At 38.5% G+C, this 20,500-nt stretch carries 17 protein-coding genes; 9 read left to right on the forward strand and 8 right to left on the reverse strand.

Annotation, left to right across the window (positions count from 1 at the left end):
• Position 1: 1 nt before the first annotated feature.
• Complete coding sequence (locus BLT94_RS19670) at positions 2–2,647, reverse strand: 1-acyl-sn-glycerol-3-phosphate acyltransferase (RefSeq protein ID WP_092237976.1); 2,646 nt, start codon at positions 2,645–2,647, stop codon at positions 2–4.
• A gap of 206 nt (positions 2,648–2,853) precedes the next feature.
• Here BLT94_RS19670 and BLT94_RS19675 point away from each other — a divergent pair, with 206 nt between their 5' ends.
• A complete protein-coding gene (locus BLT94_RS19675) occupies positions 2,854–3,072 on the forward strand; it encodes a hypothetical protein (RefSeq protein ID WP_014958496.1) in 219 nt (72 codons plus the stop codon).
• A gap of 108 nt (positions 3,073–3,180) precedes the next feature.
• On the opposite strand, the gene BLT94_RS19680 is transcribed toward BLT94_RS19675, so the two are convergent.
• Positions 3,181–4,356 carry an exo-beta-N-acetylmuramidase NamZ family protein gene (locus BLT94_RS19680; RefSeq protein WP_092237979.1) on the reverse strand — a complete coding sequence of 392 codons (1,176 nt, stop codon included), beginning with the start codon at positions 4,354–4,356 and terminating at the stop codon, positions 3,181–3,183.
• Positions 4,357–4,466: 110 nt separating this feature from the next.
• On the opposite strand from BLT94_RS19680, the gene hisC reads away from it, so the two are divergent.
• The 7 genes from hisC to BLT94_RS19715 all read left to right on the forward strand — a co-directional run bounded on the left by hisC (position 4,467) and on the right by BLT94_RS19715 (position 13,516).
• Positions 4,467–5,558, forward strand: coding sequence for a histidinol-phosphate transaminase (gene hisC, locus BLT94_RS19685; protein WP_092237982.1), 1,092 nt, complete (start codon positions 4,467–4,469; stop codon positions 5,556–5,558).
• Positions 5,559–5,567: 9 nt separating this feature from the next.
• On the forward strand, positions 5,568–6,227 hold the full coding sequence (cmk, locus tag BLT94_RS19690) for a (d)CMP kinase (RefSeq protein ID WP_092237985.1): 660 nt from the start codon (positions 5,568–5,570) through the stop codon (positions 6,225–6,227).
• A 118-nt stretch (positions 6,228–6,345) separates the two neighbouring features.
• Entirely contained in the window at positions 6,346–8,196 is a 1,851-nt protein-coding gene (locus tag BLT94_RS19695; RefSeq protein ID WP_092237988.1) for a 30S ribosomal protein S1, read from the forward strand.
• Between the two features lie 121 nt (positions 8,197–8,317).
• A complete protein-coding gene (sppA, locus tag BLT94_RS19700; protein ID WP_092237991.1) occupies positions 8,318–9,226 on the forward strand; it encodes a signal peptide peptidase SppA in 909 nt (302 codons plus the stop codon).
• Positions 9,227–9,770: 544 nt separating this feature from the next.
• A complete protein-coding gene (locus tag BLT94_RS19705) occupies positions 9,771–11,441 on the forward strand; it encodes a GAF domain-containing sensor histidine kinase (protein WP_175530433.1) in 1,671 nt (556 codons plus the stop codon).
• Between the two features lie 10 nt (positions 11,442–11,451).
• A complete protein-coding gene (locus tag BLT94_RS19710; protein WP_014958489.1) occupies positions 11,452–12,834 on the forward strand; it encodes a sigma-54-dependent transcriptional regulator in 1,383 nt (460 codons plus the stop codon).
• Between the two features lie 394 nt (positions 12,835–13,228).
• Positions 13,229–13,516: a hypothetical protein gene (locus BLT94_RS19715; RefSeq protein WP_092237996.1), complete on the forward strand. Its 288-nt coding sequence runs from the start codon at positions 13,229–13,231 to the stop codon at positions 13,514–13,516.
• Here the strand turns inward: BLT94_RS19715 and BLT94_RS19720 are convergent.
• From BLT94_RS19720 to BLT94_RS19735, 4 genes are read right to left on the reverse strand one after another with little or no spacing between them, the layout of a single operon-like run.
• Positions 13,513–14,058, reverse strand: coding sequence for a 2-oxoacid:acceptor oxidoreductase family protein (locus BLT94_RS19720; protein WP_092237999.1), 546 nt, complete (start codon positions 14,056–14,058; stop codon positions 13,513–13,515). The two genes, BLT94_RS19715 and BLT94_RS19720, sit on opposite strands and share 4 nt — an antisense overlap.
• Positions 14,058–14,882: a 2-oxoacid:ferredoxin oxidoreductase subunit beta gene (locus tag BLT94_RS19725; protein WP_092238002.1), complete on the reverse strand. Its 825-nt coding sequence runs from the start codon at positions 14,880–14,882 to the stop codon at positions 14,058–14,060. The genes BLT94_RS19720 and BLT94_RS19725 overlap by 1 nt, the downstream gene beginning before the upstream one ends.
• 1 nt (position 14,883) lies before the next feature.
• Positions 14,884–16,038, reverse strand: coding sequence for a 2-oxoacid:acceptor oxidoreductase subunit alpha (locus tag BLT94_RS19730; protein WP_014958486.1), 1,155 nt, complete (start codon positions 16,036–16,038; stop codon positions 14,884–14,886).
• Positions 16,031–16,258: a 4Fe-4S dicluster domain-containing protein gene (locus tag BLT94_RS19735; protein WP_014958485.1), complete on the reverse strand. Its 228-nt coding sequence runs from the start codon at positions 16,256–16,258 to the stop codon at positions 16,031–16,033. Before BLT94_RS19735 ends, BLT94_RS19730 begins: the two co-directional genes overlap by 8 nt.
• A 202-nt stretch (positions 16,259–16,460) precedes the next feature.
• On the opposite strand from BLT94_RS19735, the gene BLT94_RS19740 reads away from it, so the two are divergent.
• Complete coding sequence (locus BLT94_RS19740; protein WP_014958484.1) at positions 16,461–17,306, forward strand: glycosyltransferase family 2 protein; 846 nt, start codon at positions 16,461–16,463, stop codon at positions 17,304–17,306.
• Here BLT94_RS19740 and BLT94_RS19745 read toward each other — a convergent pair.
• Together BLT94_RS19745 and BLT94_RS19750 are read right to left on the reverse strand one after the other, a co-directional pair.
• On the reverse strand, positions 17,303–19,762 hold the full coding sequence (locus tag BLT94_RS19745) for a flagellar assembly protein A (protein ID WP_092238005.1): 2,460 nt from the start codon (positions 19,760–19,762) through the stop codon (positions 17,303–17,305). The two genes, BLT94_RS19740 and BLT94_RS19745, sit on opposite strands and share 4 nt — an antisense overlap.
• Positions 19,762–20,466: a response regulator gene (locus tag BLT94_RS19750; RefSeq protein ID WP_092238008.1), complete on the reverse strand. Its 705-nt coding sequence runs from the start codon at positions 20,464–20,466 to the stop codon at positions 19,762–19,764. The genes BLT94_RS19745 and BLT94_RS19750 overlap by 1 nt, the downstream gene beginning before the upstream one ends.
• Positions 20,467–20,500: the final 34 nt, after the last annotated feature.

A 20,500-nucleotide genomic window follows, 5' to 3' on the forward strand; every position in this document is an offset into this window, starting at 1 on the left:
TTTATGATGCTATTAAAATAATTAATCGGTCAATAATGTTTTTGTAATACTCAATCTGTGTATGATCCTGGGACCCGTTAATCCCGGATTTGGTAAAATAATGGACCGCGTTTTTATAATTCACCAGGGATAAGGATTCTTTAAATGTGATTATTTTTCCTTTATAAAGTTTAGTTCCTTTGGAATGAATTTTTTTGATTTGCTCTTTTCCCTCATGCTTGCCGGCTTCATATTTTTCAAAATAAAGAAGGGTGGTTTTGTAAGATTCAAAAAAAGGCTGTAAAAAGGCTGCAAACCATTTGAGTTTGCGCAACCCCTGGGATGTGATGCTGAACATATCCAATTGCCGGGAATCAGGTACAATTATACCGTCGTTTATAAATCCTTTGATACATGTTGAAATATCTTCTTCGTAAGTTGTCTCTTCATCAAAGAAAAATTCATCCGTGAATATCTTTTCCAGGAATTTATATCGGACAACAAGATCTGAAGAAGAAAATTGAAACCTGTCTGTCTCAAGGATGGCAACTGCAGTGTAAGCAAATTTAACAAAAAATGATATCACGGAATTTTTATAATAGTCCAGAATTGCCCGTTTGTTGTCTTTTACAATAAAAACAGTGTGTTCTGTGATATCGTTGTCATCTTCATCTGCAAGTTCGATAAAGTTTCTTGAAATAAAGTCGTTGACGACCGAATTCAGTGTATTATCAGAATCAATCAAAAGTGTATCGGAAAGCTCTGCATTCATAAAGGTCAACAGATTCATATAGGTGTTGACCCTGGCAATCATCTGTTTTTTTGTAAAACTGTTTTTAGAGCAGTTTAATACGGCGCTTGCAATAATACCATGGGGGGTTACAACGGCATTGGTATTGATGGCATTTATAAGCTTATAACCAAAACTTTTTATAAATTTTATATACTCATCACTTGAAGTTTTGGAAAGATCAATATTCTTTTTTTGAATATACTCTTTTATGGAGATGGGTTCATCAAATCTCATGTAGACTTTGCCGTATTTTTTCTTTAGAAATTTACGGGCATTGATGAGTCCTTTCAACGTTTCCGGTGTTTTTTTGCCGCCTTCAATTTCTTTTAGATAGGCATCTTCTTCAAGAACACGGTCATAACCGATAAAAACAGGCACAAAGTAAAGATTGCTGCATGCACCATTAATATATGCGTTAATAAGCATGGCAAGCCCTCCGGGTTTCGGGCTTAAAAGTTTTCCTGTCCGGCTTCTTCCACCTTCAATAAAAATTTTTATATTAAATCCTTCATACAGAAGTTTTTCCAGGTATGCGGCAAAAATTTTTGCATAGAGCGGCGCACCTTTAAAGGTGCGTCTGAGAAAAAATGCTCCACCCCCCCTGAATAAAGGGCCTAATGGCCAGAAAGACAGATTTTTCCCGGCGGCAATGTGTGGACAGGGCATATTGTTTTTAAACATGACATAGGGCAATAAAAGGTAGTCCAAGTGGCTTTTGTGACATGGCACAAGGATAAGCGGGGCTTTGGTTGACTTTTCCCTCATTCGGTTGATCTGTTCCTGTTTGACAACAAGATCTTCAAAAATATTTTTAAACACCCAGGCCAACAGCCAGTTGCCGAAATTGATGATTTGAAGATTGTAATTTGCTGCAATCTCTTTAATATATCCGGCCGCTTTTTTATGGGTCTTGCTCAAGGTAAGCTTGTTTTCCGATGCATATTCAGCCAGGTACTCGCGTAAAGATTTTTTTGTCAGTATGTCTTCGGTGATTTCCTGTCTGGATTTTAAAACAGGACCGGTAATGCTTTTTCTCTGCCTGTTCAGGATGTCTACCAGGTGGCTTCTCAATCGATGGACCTGGAATTCCGAAGCAAGCTGTTCAATTTCGGGCCTGCTGATAAATTGTTTTAAATTAACCGGTTTTGTGATTTCAACCCTTATTTTTTCAGGCTTTTTGAATATGATAAAAAAACGTTTAATTAATCCTGGTTTTTCATGGGTTCCCAAAAGGATATCCGCTAATGTCGGATTTTTTCTCATTGGTTTTGTGATATAAATAATATCTTCCGGGATAATTATGACGGATTTTTTTGTGTTTTTTTGAAGTTCAATTAAAAGGAAAAGTGGATCAGGGGTTGATTTAATAAATCTTTTATAGAAATCTTCTTCTTCAATTAAGCAGATAAATCCGGATCTGCCGTTTAATAATTGTTTTGTGGCATAACCTGTTGTATAGGCATCTTCAAAATGAAAATGGCGGAAAAAATAATTCATATGGCAGATAAAGATCCGGCACAGTTGTTTTACAGGCAAAAGAAAAAGAAACCTGAAATCAAACCCTATCTGGGGATATGGCAGGTTAAGGTTTTTTAATTTTGTGTGAAAATACAAAAAATCCAGGACTCTTTTGTTTTTACTGGCATAAACAACTATGTTGTTTGTATCGATATTTTTTATTTTTTCTATATTGTGATCATCAAAATTAAGCTTGTTGATCAATCGTTTAATCAGCTTTTGAATAAGATATCCTGAATTGCCGGGATAAAAGCATAGAAAGTGATCATCTGTATTCTCCGGCATGGGGTTTGTCAGCCTGCCAAGCTTAGGCCATAGTTTTAGACTAAGGCCTTTAAGCTTTTGAAATAACGCCATTAGTTTTCCTTATAAAGGATTTTTCAATTAATGATATAACTGTGCCCTAATTATCAAAGGTTTGTTGGAATGGCAATCTTAAAATAGCCTTGAAAAAAACAAAGGCTTGTGCTATTTTTTCGAAACTTATGTTGATAATTCTCATATTTATTTGATTGTGAATGAATAATTTACTGCTTAAATTAAAATTTTAGGAGGACCTTTTTATGAAAACATTAATTGGTGGAGCGATTGCAGTTCTTCTGGGTGTTGTGGGCTTGGCTGTCTGGTTTGATGAATTTTTAAAGCTTCTGGCAGGGTGTGTTCCACTTGTTCTTCTTTTGGGTGGTGGTCTTGGTCTTTATCTGGGATTTGACGAGTTGAAAGATTCCTGGAAAAAAGATGAGGGCGTTGATGCACCCACATCTCAGGATGCTAAATCTTAAATTGATACATTTGAAACGAACAGAAAAATAAAAATACAGTCATCAAAAAAAGCCTGCTTTACAGCAGGACTTTTTTTGATGACAAAAGTTGCAAGCAAATCAGCTGTGTCATTCATATAGATGATATTTTCCTGAAAGGCTTTTAAATCTTTCCTGATCTTGTTGCCATTTGTCTGGCAAAAGAGTTAAATCTTCCAAATTCGTCAGCTTTTTACGCAGAGCTTTGCTGCCCAAGATAAGATCTATGGGCATCTTTTTAAATTCATATTCATAAGGGGGTTCTTTGAATTTAAAGTCATCCATGTGATGCCGGATAATCAGCTGAAGTAAGATCATGGATGAAAAATATGGTTTGAATTCATAGGGGGAGGTTACATGAATTTGAAAGCCTTTACAAATACTGCCCTGACATTTTCCAGATGTCGGTTCAAAATTAACCGGACGAAGACAGGCACCTTTAATTATTTTATCTGCTTTGGCTTTGATTTTTTTTGTATCCAGGAAAGGGGCTCCAAATTGTTCAAACGGCAGAGTGGTGCCGCGTCCTTCTGATATGTTGGTGCCTTCAAAAATAACTTGTCCCGGATAGACTATACACGAATTCGGTGTCGGCAGATTAGGAGAAGGGGGTATCCAGAAACGCCCTGTATCCTTCCAATACATTTGTCTTGTCCATCCAGTCATGGGGATGATGGTCAGATCGCACCCCATATTGAATTGCTTATTGAAAAATTGAGATATTTCTCCCACCGTTAATCCATGCCGCATGGGAATAGGAAATCTTCCGACAAAGGAGGCATACTCTTCTGCCAGGATATTGCCCTCGATCTGTATTCCGCCGATGGGATTGGGCCGGTCAAGGATAACAACCTGCTTATTGAACTTTGCCGCCACTTCAAGGCAAAAGGAGATCGTATAGATAAAGGTATAGACCCGGGTGCCGACATCCTGAATATCAATGAGCAGAACATCCATTTGATCAAACATCTCTTTGGTTGGGATTCTTGTCTCATTATATAAACTGTACACCGGGATATTCAGATCAGGTTCCACAAAGTGTTCGGATTCAATCATATTGTCCTGTTTTTCCGCATAAAATCCGTGCTGGGGAGAAAAAAGTATTTTTAATTGATCCGGGAAAAGGCGATGAATCAGTTTTGAAGCGTGGTTGAAATGACGGTCAACTGATGCGGGGTTGGATAAAAGGCCAAGCCGTTTTCCTTTTAAAAAATCCGGCGGATTTGCAATCAGATTCTCAAGTCCGATGGTTACATATTTATTCATAAAATCCTTAAGCTTATTATGGGTTAAGGGTTTTAAATATCATAACCATTGACAAAATTTCAAATCCTAACTAAATATAATTCTTTTTATTTTTTAGGAGACTGAAGGTTATGAAATTTAAAGTCAGCGAACAGATAGCTACGATTAAACCCTATGTGGCGGGTAAACCGCTCAAGGAAGTTGAAAGAGAGTACCATATTTCAAATCCTATCAAGCTTGCATCCAATGAAAATCCCATTGGATTTTCTCCAAAAGTTTATGATGCCGTGTCGCAACATATGAAGGATATGAATCGGTATCCTGAATCTTCAGCCTATGTTTTAAACAATAAGCTTGCAAAAAAATTTCATATTACCCCGCAGAATATTGTCTTGGGAAATGGTTCTGATGATATTATCGCATTATTGGCCCATGGGTTTTTAAATCCAGGGGATGAGGCACTCATGCCTCTGCCGTCTTTTTTGATGTATGAAATCAGTGTTAAAACAGCAAAAGGGGTGCCGGTCATGGTTCCTCTGGCTGATTTTGCAACCAATCTTGAAGGTCTTGTTGACAGCATATCCTCTAAAACCAGGTTGATTTTTATTACCAATCCGTTTAATCCCACAGGCAGTACGATTACCTGTGATGAGTTTAATGAATTTTCTCAAAATGTACCGGACGATGTCATTATTGTTGTGGATGAAGCCTATATTGAATTTGTAAGAGATGATGCGGTTTATAATTCCTTGAAAAATCCATTGCAGGATCCAAGGGTTGTGACACTTAGGACATTTTCCAAGGCTTATGGACTTGCCGGTTTCAGGGTAGGGTACGGCATAATGGATTCGCAAATTGCTGAAATTTTAAACAGAATCAGGCAGCCGTTTAATGTGAACAGTCTTGCCCAGGTTGCGGCTGTCGCCGCCCTTGATGACGAGGCGTTTTTAAACAAAAGTATCCGAACCACTCATGACGGCCTTGATTTTCTGTTTGATGAACTTGCCGGTATTGGTATCCGCTGCTTGCCTACCCAGTCTAATTTTCTGATGCTGGATCTTGAAATTGATGCCACTCAAGTATTTGAACAAATGCTGAAACTGGGTGTTATTGTGCGGTCAATGAGTTCGTACGGGTATGATACGTTTTTACGGGTTAATACGGGAACAAAAGAAGAAAATATCGCTTTTATTCAGGCCCTTAAAAAGGTTTTAAAAAAATAAGGATTAAAGATGAACACGCGAATCATTACCATTGACGGTCCTGCCGGAGCGGGCAAGACGACGGTAAGCCGTTTGTTGTCACAAAGGCTTGGGTGCGTCCATGTTGACACCGGAGCCCTTTACAGAGGGGTGGCCTTTGAAATCCGGCAGCAGAAAATTGACTGGGAAAATGATGCTGCACTTGAAGAATTTTTAAAAGATCTGGATCTTAATTTTGTTATTGAAAAAAAGGCGCTTGCCTTAATGTCATCCGGAAGAAATATCACCAACTTTATTAGAACGCCAGACATCACCATGCTGGCATCTTCTTCTTCGGCAAAACCACAGGTTAGAGCAGCTCTTTTGGATATTCAACGCAACATTGCCAAAACAAAAGATGCGGTTTTTGAAGGCAGGGATATGGGGACGGTGGTTTTCCCGGATGCGGCATATAAGTTTTTTCTTTTTGCTGATTTAAATGTTCGTGCAGCAAGACGATACGATGAGATGCCGGATGAAAAAAAGGATATTCGCAGGGTTCAAAAACAAATGGAGATGAGGGATGATAAAGATTCCCGGAGAAAGTCAGCGCCTCTAAAACCGGCAGAAGATGCCATAAAAATAGATTCCTCTTTTTTAACTATTGAACAAGTTGTTGAAAGAATGATTGGAATTATTGAAAAACCTTGAAAATCGTAATAATTTTATTGATAATTTTATTTTTTTTTGATATAAAAGAAAATTGTACCTACCTATATTCTGTTCTTTATAGTAGGGTATAAAAATTCGATTAGGGGGAATAATATTAATGAACAACATTGCTGAAGAAAACGAAAATCAAAAAATGAATACTGAAACCTTAGAGAAACAGGAAACACCTGCACCTGAAGAAAAACAGGATGCATCTTCGCCTGAAATTACAGGCGAAGAAACAATGGAAGAGCTTTTGGACATCTATGAGTCCAGTCTTAAAAAATTTGAAGAGGGGCAGGTCGTAACCGGAACTGTAATATCCGTTGGCAGGGATTCGGTCCTTGTGGATGTCGGATATAAGTCTGAGGGGCAGATCTCTATTCAGGAATTCATTGATGAGGAAGGCAATGTCAATGTCAATGTCAATGATGAGTTTGAGGTAATGATTGAAGTCTGGGATGAAGAAGAGGAAACTGTTCTTTTGTCCCATGAAAAAGCCAAGAAAGTTAAGGTTTGGGACGCAATTAAAGACATTTACGATGACGATGGAACTATTGAAGGTGTTATCACCAGTCGGGTGAAAGGCGGGTTCTCGGTTGATATCGGGCTTTTGGCATTCCTTCCGGGATCACAGGCAGATCTTCGACCCATCCGCAACATGGATGAAATGGTTAACCAGACCTATACATTCAAAATTCTCAAATACAACAAAAAGAGAAACAATATCGTACTTTCACGAAGAGTTCTTCTTGAGGCTGTAAGAGATAAGCTTAGAAGTACGACTCTTGAGGCGATTGAAGACGGCAAGGTCATGGAAGGGATCGTTAAAAACATCACTGAATACGGTGTGTTTGTCGATCTTGGCGGAGTGGACGGTCTTCTTCATATTACCGACATCTCATGGGGCAGGGTCAAACATCCTTCAGAACTCTTTTCTATCGGTGACAAAATCAATGTTAAGATTCTTTCTTTTGATCTTGAAAAAGAGAGAGTATCACTTGGTATGAAACAATTGACTCCGGATCCATGGACAACAGCGGTTGATAAATATCCGGTTGACTCAAAAATAACCGGTAAAGTGGTCAGTCTGACAGATTACGGTGCGTTTATTGAGCTTGAAGAGGGTGTTGAGGGACTGATTCATGTGTCTGAAATGTCCTGGACAAGAAAGATTCGTCATCCGTCCCAGATGGTAACGGTTGGTGAAATCATAGAAGCGGTTGTTCTTGATCTTAAACCGGATAACAGAAGAATCTCTCTTGGTATCAAACAGACCGTTGATAATCCATGGGAAGTTATTTCTCAGAAATATCCGGTAGGCACTATTATTGAAGGTAAAATTAAAAATATTACGGAATTTGGTCTTTTTATCGGAATTGATGATGATATTGACGGTCTTGTTCATATCTCTGATATTTCCTGGACTAAGAGGATCAAACATCCGTCTGAAGTATACAAGAAAAGCGATACCATTCAGGCTGTGGTTCTCGATATTGATAAAGCCAATGAAAGATTTTCTCTGGGCATCAAACAGACCCAGGCAGATCCATGGGAATCGGTTAGTCAGCGTTATGAAGTGGGTAAGGAAATATCCGGTGTTATCACAAATCTGACGGATTTTGGTGTGTTTGTTGAACTTGAAGAAGGCATTGAAGGTCTTGTTCATGTGTCTGAAATCAGCAAAGAAAATGTTAAAAGTCCGAAAGAACATTATCAGATTGGCGAAAGCATTACTGCAAAAGTAATGAACATCAATAGTGATGAAAGACGTATCGGTCTTTCTATCAAACGCCTTGAAGAAGACGATGATGATAAATATCTTGAAGATTTTGCCAAAAACATGAAACCTGCAACATCATCTTTTGGAGAAATTTTGAGAACCAATATACAGGAGCAGATTGAAGCAAATAAAGTTCAGGAAGCACAAAAGCAAGACAGTGAAGATGCTGATAAATCTGAAGAATAACATTAAGGAAACGACACAATCGTTTTCTGATGTAAAATAGTGTATAAAGGGCCGGATAACATGATGTTAATCCGGCCTTTTTTTTAACCCTTTTTTTAATATTGCTTATCAGGACGGTTATATGTTTGCCAGAAGACATCCATTCCTCTTTTTTTTGATGATTGTTTCAGTCTGTTTAACGGTTATGTTTTCAGGATTTGTAGTGCTTGTGTCACTGAGTTCAACAATGCTGAACACGCAATTTTCCCGGCACTATACATCTGCCGGCGGCAATATAGGTATTGTTGAAATCAATGGAATGATTCTGTCTTCAAAAGATATTATCCAAAATATTAAAACTTTTCGTGATGATGATGCGATCAAAGCCATAATTTTAAGAATCGACTCTCCCGGCGGAGGAATCGGACCCTCTCAGGAAATTTACCGGGAAGTCATGAAAACCAGAATGGAAAAAAAAATCATCGCTTCCATGGGATCTGTAGCAGCTTCTGGCGGGTACTATATTGCATCTGCAACTGACAAGATTATTGCTAATCCGGGAACCATTACCGGCAGTATCGGTGTGATCATGGAATATGCCAATGTTATGGAAATTGCCAGGAAAATCGGTATATCTCCGGTTGTTATTAAGAGTGGCCAGTTCAAGGATATGGGCTCACCGTTGAGGGAGCTTAAGGAGCCGGAAAAGAAAATTCTTCAAGCCCTTGTGGATGAACTTCATCTCCAATTTGTAAATGATGCTGCAAATGCAAGGGGTATGGCTGTTAAGACCATGGAGGCCCTTGCGGACGGAAGAATTTATACAGGTGCAAAAGCTCTTGATTTGAAATTGATTGACCGTCTGGGAAATCTTGATGATGCAGTTCGGTGGACAGGGGAACTGGCCAATATCAAAGGGGAGTTAAAGCCTGTTTACCCAAAAGAAGATAAAATTACATTTATTAAAAAACTTGCAGATACTTTATTGAAAGATCTCAACATTTCCGGCACTGCTATGGATAATTTCCGGTATATCATTGGTGCGCGTTAAGTATAAATAACGGCCATGGCAGATCACTCTGCCACAATAATGAAAGATATTTAATTTCAGATGGTTAAAAGTTTTTTTATATAAACTTGGATGATTAAAATTACTACCTCTATCGCCTTACTTTGTTTGTTATCTATATGTCACTTCAGTAAAATTAATTCATTTTGGTAAAAAAGGAGTACCAGGCGAGTACTGGTACTTGAAAGCTACTGGGGGGTGACATGGTCATAAAATTTACAGCCAACTTTATTAAAAAAATCTTATTGCCAAAGGCATTAAGCCTTATTGGTATTGTGATAATAAACAACCAGGTTTGAGTTTAAAGGTCACCAAGACCAAAAAGACCTTTATGGCTCAAGCTAGGTTAACCAGTTTGTCAAAGCTAATCATATTGGGCATGTTCTATGATTGATATGACTGATTCTTTGAAACCGCAGATATCTCTAACAGGATTAACCTTGGAAAAAGTTTGGTTTTTTCTTGTCATTAAGGTAAAAAACAAATAATCAAGGGAATAATATTTTTTAACCTGTAAGGAATGTTTGTGGAGAAAGACTTAAAAATAAAAAAGATTGAACGTCTCAACCTGGTTTTGAGAACAATCCGGGATGTGGGAAGGCTTTTGATCAGTGAAAATAACAGGGAAAAATTAATCAAAGGGATTTGTAATATCCTGGTTGAAAAAAGGGGATATTATAATGCCTGGATAGGGTTGTTCAGCTCTGGCAAATTCAGTGGTAATTTTAGTGGCAAAGCCAGTGATAAAATAATTGATCTCATTGCTGATTCCGGCATGGACATCCGGTTTGATGATGTTAAAAAAAATATTGAAAACCAGATTTTTACCCGTTGTGTTGAGCATACACTAGTTTCAAAAGAGGTTTTTTCAACTGATGATCCCATTAAAGAATGTGCGGACTGTCTCTTGTCTGAAAATTATTCACACAGAGGCGCTTTGGCCGTCCGGCTGGAATACGAGGAGACGAACTATGGGTTTATGGTCGTGTCAATACCCAAAGAGCTTGCTTTGGATGAAACGGAAAAGAATATTGTAAAGGAAATTTCAAATGATATTGCTTTTGGACTGTATCGGCTTGAATTGGAAGAAAAAAGAAAGTTTGCGGAACAAGACCGTAAGCAAAGCCAGGTTAGGTTCAAAACCCTTATAGAGAATTCCTTGAATTGCATCTCCATTATACAGAACCATAAAATCGTATATAAAAAAGCCGGGCTTAGAAAGATTCATGGTTTGATGACGGACGTATTTCAACCACCTGGATTTTTAGATGTGTATGTGGATGACCGTGCCCGGATAAAAAAATTGTACATTGAATTGCTGTCAAATAAAATTAAGCATATTCAAACTGATTTCAGATACAGCCCTTTTGATGAGGATAAAGCCGATCCTGAAATCAGGTGGGCTTTCTTAAGCGCGACCAAAATCAATTATCTGGGGGTTGAATCCGTATTGACAAATATCATGGATATCACGGATTCAAAAGAGGGAGAGGATTTTTTAAGGATACAGGACAAAATGACTTCCCTTGGGCGGGTAACAGCAGGCATTGCACATGAAATTAGAAATCCGTTATCCGGAATATATATTTATCTTAAAGCCTTGAAAAAAATTTATAATCAAATGGGGGATATCACCAAGGTGGTATCAATTATTGATAAAATTGAACTGGCGTCATACAAGATCGAATCCATTATAAAACGGGTAATGGATTTTTCAAAACCCAGCCAGCCTCAATTTATCATGACAAATTTGAATGATTATATTGACGAAGTGACAAAACTGACATCGGTTACCTTAAGAAAAAGCGGGATTAGATTTGAAAAATACCTTGATCCGAATATCCCCAAATGCTTTGCTGAACCTCATTTAATAGAACAGGTCATCTTAAATTTGATCACCAATGCGGCAGAAGCAATGAAAGAGTTTCAAGGTGAAAAATTAATAATTCTGAAAACCTTTAAAAAGGATAATAATGTAGTCATAAGTGTCAGGGACACGGGGCCGGGTATACCTTTGTCGGGACAGTCCAAAATTTTTGATCCTTTTTATACTACAAAATCCAATAGTTCCGGTATCGGATTAAGTATTTGTCATCGTATCATTTTAGATCACGGAGGAGCCTTAAAGTTTCATACAACTAAAAACGGTGGAGCCAGGTTTATTATCGAACTGCCCATCGAACATAAAGAGGGGTGATCCGGTTATTATGATAAAGTATTCCATTGCCATTGTTGATGATGAAGAGATCATCCGGGATGCGCTTGATATAACACTTTCCGATCAATATGATATAATCCTTTTCGAAAGCGCGGAATCTTTTTTAGCGTCCCTTGAACAACAAACCCCGGATCTGGTGTTGATGGATATCGGCCTTCCCATAATGACTGGTATAGAGGCTCTTGAAATCCTGAAACAAAAACATAATGACATTCCCGTTATTATGATAACTGCATATGAAGATATTAATATGGTGATCCGGTCCATGAAAATCGGGGCGTTTGATTTTATTTTGAAACCCATTAATCTCGATATCCTTGAACTTACCATTCAAAAGGCTATATCGTCTATTGCTCTGATAAAGGAAGTCAAAATTCTCCAGGAAAAGTATCTTCAAGATAACCTGCCCTGTTTTATCGGGGAGAGCAAGAATATTGAAAATGTAATGGATTTTATTAATATGGTTTCAAAAAGTTCTGATACGCCTATTATGATTTTGGGGGAAACCGGCACGGGAAAAGAACTTATTGCAAAGGCCATCCACGCCAGAAGTCCTGTTTTTCAAGGGCCGTTTATTCCTGTAAATTGTTCGGCATTTCCCGAAGACCTTATTGAGTCAGAGCTTTTCGGATATGAATCAGGGGCCTTTTCCGGGGCCAGCAGCCAGGGAAAGAAAGGATTTATAGAAGAGGCGGATGGCGGCACCCTTTTTTTGGACGAGGTGGCGGATTTGAGTCTGGCGGGCCAGGCAAAGCTGTTGAGATTTTTAGAAGACGGGGAATTTTACAAGGTGGGCGGAACCAAAAGATACCATGTCAGGACTCGTGTTGTTTCAGCAACAAATAAAAAAATTGATGATCTTGTGGATGAGGAAAAATTCAGAAAAGATTTGTATTTCAGGTTGTGTGTGATCAAGGCTGAAGTTCCGTCCCTGAATGAACGAAAAGAGGATATCCTTCCTCTTGCCAAACATTTTTTGCATGAATTTAATAAAAAATTTTCAAAAACTTTAAAAGGATTTTCTAAAGATGCGGAAAATCATCTTTTGTCCTATGAATTCACTGGCAATGCCAGGGAATTGAAAAACATGGTCGAACGGGCCGTACTTATTTCAAAAACAGATCGGCTGGAGCTGGATAAACTCAAGGGGGCACCAACTTTAATAAATGATACCCCACCGCTTGACATCAAACAGGATCATAAGCTTGGCCCTGAGGGAATTGATCTTGACCAATTGCTTGAAACCACTGAAAAAAAATATATGGAACAGGCTCTTGAATTTTCCAAAGGCAATGAAAGCAAAGCCGCAAGATTGTTAAACATGAACCATCATACTTTTAGATACAGGTGGAAAAAGATTTCTAAAAAATAACATTTAAAATTTTTATAACCAACTTTCCACTGCTGATGATTCAAAAACTTGCCTTCTGTTGCTGACGTATTAACACAATGGAAATAATTTTATTGATTTGATATTTTCCGTTTGTATTGTTAATTAAAGTGCTACTGGAATAAAATAGCCAAAAATCAATGGGACGCTATTCCCTTTTACGGGTGGCGTGTTTTTATATGAAAGTCTTCAAAAATCAAAACAGTGACTTTCAATCTTTGTTGTGGGCAAACCAGGATGAAATACCAGGTCTGCCCGTGGCAGTTATATGAAAAATGTCGTGGCAGATTTGTTTGTCACAATAATAATTGAAACTATTGTTATTACGGTATGTTAGACAGGGTTTCATGTGAGAGAAAAAGGATAAAAAGGGAATATGGATCTTCATCAAACCGATATTTTAACAAAAGTATCACGGTATAATCTTATCAGGAATGGCAGAATGATTTATATTGATGTTCATCAGAAAATCCAGGGAAACCTGGCAGATAAATTCATAGCGGTTCCCAATCTGGTCAATATTGTGGCAAAACCGGAACACCAGGGCGCAGGTGACAATGAGCAAAACGCATTGGAAGACTGCTTAAAAAAAATAAAAGGATTGAACTTAGAAGATCTTTTCCCTGAAGCCGGTTCGCCGGCACCGACTTCAAAAGACAATTAATATTTTTTCTTTCCACCCATTTCTAATCCTATATTCAGGGCTTTTTGGTTCATCTCCATAAATTCTTCGGGAATGATGTTTTCAAGAACTTTTATAATGGATTCAGGCTTGATGAGTTCTGAAATCCCTATCAGGGTTCCAAGCATGCAGATATTAAACACAATGGGTGTTTTGATCTCTTTTATAACTGTATCATACATGGGGAGACTGATATGTTTTGCCACTACTTTGTTTTCAATGGTGACATATTTTGAATCCACCAAAAGCAGTCCCCCCGGCCTGATGATGGAAGCAAAATTATTGTAGCTTTCCTGGGTCAGGCTGACCAGAATATTGGGTTGTGTTACTTTGGGAAAAAATATTTCAGAATCATCAATAATGACATCACTTCTGGTGATGCCGCCCCTTGCAGCCGCACCATAACTTTGGGACTGAATGGCATTTTTATGTTCAAAAATCGCAGCAGCCTTTGCAAGTATGATGGCAGCAGTTATGACGCCTTGGCCTCCTGAACCTGAAAAAACCAATCGTGACCGTTCCATTATGCTGTTCCTTTCTTTGCTTTTTCAATAATTTGATCATATGCCTCACAATATTCCGGGATATCCGTATTTTCAACAAAAATTCCTCTTTGGATCAACCCTGGATTTTTTTCCAGTTTTTTGGAGCCTATTTTAGCGGTTTGGGTTTTATACCCTTCCATCATCTGGATGGCATCCCCTTCTTTGTTTTTTCTTCCATAATGGGTCGGACATTGGGTCAGGATTTCCACAACTGAAAATCCTTTGTGGGTGATGCCTTTTTTTATAAAATCCTTACATTCATTGGCATGGTATACAGTGGATCTGGCCACAAAGCTCGCACCTGCACCCCTGGCCAGTTCGGCAATGTCAAAACTTCTGTCAATACTTGAAAAAGGTGCGGTTGTGGCTTTTTTACCGCAGCCGGACAAAGGAGAAAACTGTCCGCCTGTCATGCCGTAAATTTTGTTGTTCATCACAATGGCTGTAATGTCTATGTTTCGTCTGGCCGCATGTATAAAATGGTTGCCGCCAATGGCAAGGGCATCTCCATCCCCCATGGGAACAATGGCTTTTAAATTGGGTTTTGACAGCTTAACCCCTGTTGCAAAGGCAAGTGCCCTTCCATGGATGGTATGCAGTGAGTGAAAATCAACATATCCTGAAATCCTGGATGAACAACCGATACCCGAAGTTACAACGATTTCATTTTTATCCAGCTCAAGTTCATGAACCGCCCGCAGCAAGGCACTCAAAACGATTCCATGACCGCAGCCGGGACACCAGAGATGGGGAAAGAACCGTGATCGAATATAGTCTTTAGCGTCAAATGGTTTTTTTGTCATCTCATACCCCTTTTCCCTGGATCATCCTTAGAATGCTTTTAATATTAGTCGGTGAAATCAATTCTCCGTCCACCCTGTTTGCAAGAAAAACAGCATTGGGGTTGTTGACTGCATTTTTGACCTGGGTGACCACCTGGCCCATATTCATTTCAACCACGATAACTGCTTTGGCTCTCGCGCATTTTTCCCTGACCATACCAGAAGGAAAGGGCCAGAGGGTCTGTAATTCCAGAACCCCTATCTTAACTCCCCATGAACGCCTGTTTTTTGCCATGTGAATAGCGGATCTGGCAGAAGATCCATAAGAGATCAGAATATATTCCGCATCATCCAGCCAGTATTCTTTATACATGCTGATGTCATTAATATTGTTTTCTATTTTATCCATCAGGTGCCTTAAGAGTCCGTCAACAATTCTGGGGTTGTTGCTGGGAAAACCCCACATGTCGTGGAATAGTCCGGTAACATTATAACGGTGTTCACCGCCGAAATCAGACATGGGCAGCCGACCGTCTTCTCTTGGAAGGTATGGATGATAATCCACCCCTTTTTTGACCGAGGTTCTGAGGCGTTCCACCACGGGAATTTCACCGGGTTCAGGAATCACAAGTTTTTCCCGCATATGTCCGATGACTTCATCCAGCAGGAGAATAACCGGGGTTCGATAGGTTTCAGCCATATTAAAGGCGTCAACTGTGATTTTAAAAATGTCCTGATGATTGGATGCGGTAAGCGCAATTATGGCATGATCTCCATGTGTTCCCCATCTGGCTTGATTAATATCTCCCTGGCTTACATGGGTGGGATTGCCTGTTGAAGGGCCGCCGCGCTGTACATTGGCAATAACACAGGGGATTTCAGCCATGCATGCATAGCCCAATGCTTCCTGTTTAAGAGAAAAGCCAGGGCCGGATGTGGCTGTCATTGCCTTTTTTCCTGTGAGAGAGGCGCCTATAACGGCAGCCATTGATGCGATTTCATCCTCCATCTGGATGAATTTGCCGCCTTTTTGGGGAAGCCTCAATGCAAGGGTTTCTGCAATTTCAGTGGATGGGGTGATCGGGTATCCTGCGAAAAAATCAATCCCGGCATAGAGAGCGCCTTCCACGCAGGCTTCGTTTCCCTGAATAAACCTTACATCCTGTTCATTATTCATTTTTCTCTTCCCCTTCCTCTTTTTCCATGACTTGTATTGCTAAATCGGGGCATCTAATTTCGCACAGTTTGCATAAAATACAATCCTCAGGCCTTATTGCTTGTGCCTTTCCGTACTCATCAAATTCAAGTACATTTTTTGGACAAAAATGAATGCAGATACCACACCCTTTGCACCATTCCTTGTCAATTAAATGTTTAGACGTTTTGCCTTTTCCCATAATATCCTCATATTAGATAATAAATATCTGTGAATTAAGGCTTTTCATTAAGTGATTTATATTTGTATGTCAAGGATAACCAATATTTAAATTAATCATGATTATTTCTTTTTATTTTATAAGAATGATTTTTCTTCTTATGCCTTGCATGCAACTTTTAGCCATGATTGCCCCGCCAAAAAATAAATGATATACAGGTGCAATGAATGATAAAACAAATGAAAATCTTGTCAGTGTTATTCTGCCCTCATTCAACCGTGCATGGGCATTAAAAGACGCCTTGGACTCCGTTTTTTCACAGGATTATCCCCATATAGAACTGATTGTGATAGATGACGGATCAACAGACCATACGCAAAAATTGCTTGAGAAATATAAAGAGGAATATAAAAATAAACTCATTGTTTTAAAACAGGAAAATTCAGGGGTCAGCGCTGCAAGAAATGCAGGGATAAAAAATAGCAGAGGGGCATTTATTGCCTTGCTGGATTCCGATGACACCTGGGATAAAAGAAAAATATCCTGCCAGGTGGCATTTTTTAAGCGCCATTCAGAGGCCCTTATTTGTCAGACCGAAGAGATCTGGATCAGGAATGGCAAGCGGGTTAATCCAAAAGTCAAACACAAGAAACCTTCCGGGATGATATTTGAACCTTCATTGAATCTTTGCCTGGTAAGCCCGTCTGCAGTGATGATGCGAAAACAATTGTTTGAATTAAAAGGGTATTTTAATGAAGAATTTATTGTTTGTGAGGATTATGATCTATGGCTCCGTGTCAGTTCCACCATTCCGATTTTTTTGATTGATAAGCCCTATACCATAAAGCGGGGAGGACATAAAGATCAACTTTCAAGCTTTCATTCTCAGGATAAATTCAGAATTCGTTCATTATCAGCTCTTCTGGAATCAAACAGTCTGACGCAAGATCAGGTTGAAAAAACAAAAAAGGTCTTGAAAAAAAAATGCACCATATATGGGAATGGCTGCATAAAACGCGGAAAAGAAGAAGAAGGGGAATACTATTTGAATCTGGGTTTATCGGTTTAAATTGCTGAAATATTCATTTCATGGAGTTTACCATCGTTCGCTGATGAGACAATTTCCTGGATTTTGCACCGGGATATGTCTTCTTTTATAATAATGGAAGAGTTTGGCCCCATGATGGCTGAATTCTGGGTGATGGTTTTTGCTATGGTGACAAGTGCCCGGGTGATGTCTTTTTTTGAAAATTCTTTTAATGCAGTTTTTTTAATGACAAGCTGCTTGTTTTTTTCTTCCATTTCAGTGAGTTGTGTTTTAATCTGTTCGATTTTGTCGGCTATTTTATCCTGAATTTTAAAAGCAGTGTTTAATTCCTGCTCAGAATTTTTTACTGCTTCGATCAGCTTTTCTATTTTAGTTGATGTTTCGATATCTGCCAGATTTTTTTTAAATTCCTTTATTTCTATCTGGGCGCGATCCTGTATATGGGCGTTTTCAGATATCTGCCGGTAGAGTTCCTGATCCTGATGCTCAAGCTTTTTAATTTCATCTCTTAATACGTTGGATGCATCAACCGATATTTTTAAAGCCTTACTAATTTGTTTTTCAATTGCCTCTATATGATCATTTGTACCTATTTTGAGTTTGGACGATATTGAAGCGTGTGTACCGATATTGCCTGCTTCAATACCCAGTCTGGCAGTAATTTGGGAAGAAATAATATGGCCTGTCTGATTTAGGCAAGCCCCGCTCAATAAAATGTCCGAGTCAATAATTTCCTTTGATATAATCAGGTCTCCAAATCCCATGATATTGGAATGATTGATAAATTTTGCATAAAGGTTTCCATGGGTTGAAATGCTTGAGCCTTTAATTCCTGCAGAAACTTTCAAATTTCCTGACAGATCTATGGTAGCTCCTTCTATTTCTCGGGCAGTCAGGTTTATTCCCTTTACGGTGAATCCTTCTTTGATAGTGCCTTTGACAATAATATCCCCTTCAAAGTTGATATTGCCGGTTTTAAAATCTACATCACCCGGGATGACAAGTTCCGGGTTAACCGAAACAGTACATAGGGCATCTATGTGTGGTTGGCCATCAATAGCGGCATACAGTCTTAAGCCATCTTCTGATATTTTAGTTCCAGAACCGGGGATGAAAATACTTTCCATTGGTTCATCCACAGTGATTGGGACACCAAAGATGGAAATTCCGGGTTTGCCGTCTTGTGCCGGTACTTTTTGGACAAGAAGGTTTCCCTTTTTGACATGGGAGATCTCTCCCCTTTCCCTGAAATTAATGCTGCCGTTTTCTTCGATTTTTCCGGGATCTGTAAAATCAGTTTTAAAATAAAAAGTTATTTTAGCATCACGGCCATAAATCGGATTTGTTCCTTTGGCAATGAGAAATTTTTCTGCAGATGGTTTGGCAATCCAGGCTTTAATGCTCTCATCATCGAGAATCCCATGGCAAATTCTATTTTGTTTCAGCAGGTCAAGAAGGTTGAAAAAATTGGGCAATGGTTTGTTATGATCAGCCCTCTTGATTTTTTGAACATAAGCCTTTGTCTGATCTTCAGAAATTGAAATTTCAAAGTACTTGTCCATAATAAATTCTTTGGTATTTATCATGGTATTATTGGGTTCAAATATCAGATCATGATCCTGTTTTTTTGTATTTGCCCTATGGATGAAAGCTGATTTTAAAATTTTTTCTATAAGTTCGGGGTATTCTGGTTGGTTCGTTTGGGGGGCTTGTTGGGCATCGTGTTTTTCAGGATATAAAATTTCTTCCAGATTAAGATTTATCGGATCTGAATGGTATTTGTTGCTCAGTTGATCAAAAAAGTTCTGGATGGTTTCATAAAGAGCAATAAACTCTTTCTTAAACGCATCTTGTGATGGCATGATCCCTTTATCGTCCATTAGGCGAGAAAGGGATATATTGATATTTAAATCATGAGCGGCTTCAATTTCTCTTTTTTTTGATTTCAGTCTCAATATTTGATTTTTTTTTTCATTAATAAGATGCGTATATGCGGTCTCTTTTTTTTTGAGTTTTTGTGTGATTTCAAGCAATTGTTTGTTTTGATGAAGCACTACACGTTTTAATTGTTGCCTTTTTAATGCATGTTTGAATTGTCGAAAACAATTCCTGGTTTGATCAATCAGATCCTCATCTTTAAATGGTGAGGTGATACATGCATGAATATTCGCTTTGTTAACGGCATGGATCAAAGTTTCGAGTTTGTCAGCCGATACCAGCAGCATTCTTTGAGTTAGTGGGGATATGAGTTTTACCTTTTGCAGAATATCATTGTTTCCCATTTCAGGCAGTTTAAAGTTGCTTATGACCAGAGCAAAGGGTATTGTTTTAGATGCTTGACAAAGTGTGTTCATTGCATCTTCGGGTATTTGTTCACAAATTACCGTCCATCCCTCTTTATTCAAGATGGATTTGGCATGCTCCCGGACAGTGTCATTGTTTTCAAGGATGATGGCTTTAGGTCTTTTTCTTTCCATTATTTTCTTTCATATTTTATATAAGGCATATCAAAACCGTTTCTATAGCCTAATTCCTTGAATTGGCAATACATCTCTTTAATGGTCTCTGAAAAAAGAGTCTCAATTTTTTCTATTTCATCCGGAAATATATCCGGATTTGTGGGGTGGGATAAAAGATTTTTAATTTCTTTTTTAATTCGTTCAATATCATTATCAAGTTCGTGGAGTATCCTGCCATGGCTTTTTGTTGTCTCTGTCAATTCACAAGCAAGTTCATATAATTCAGCATTCTGTTTTTTGGCAAGAGTTAAAAGGTTTTCATAGTCTAAAAAGAATTCATACTGTTTAATACCGGTCTTGATAGCCTCGACAAGATCATCATATTGCCATGGTTTGAGATTATACCTTTGAATTGCACCTTTATTGACGGCATTAATAATGGTTTCCACTTGCATATGGTCTGTAGTCATAAAACGGGCAGTCTCCGGGGTGAGTTTCTTTGTATGCTCAAAAAACTCGGTTCCTTTCATACCCGGCAAATTTTGATCTGCAATGATTAATGAAAAGGGGTGGTTCGTTTTTTTAATTTCCTCAAGTGCGGATTCCCCACTGTCTGCAAAAACAGCCTGAATTTTTTCCATTTGAAGAACTTGATTAATGGTTTCATTGATTCGGTCGTCATTGTCAACTATCAGTACTTTGTGTTGATATTCAGATTTCATTCATTTGCCTCGACACTCATTCAAACGCGATGTG

This window comes from Desulfobacula phenolica (assembly GCF_900105645.1).
In the GTDB taxonomy this organism is placed as follows: Bacteria; Desulfobacterota; Desulfobacteria; order Desulfobacterales; family Desulfobacteraceae; genus Desulfobacula; species Desulfobacula toluolica.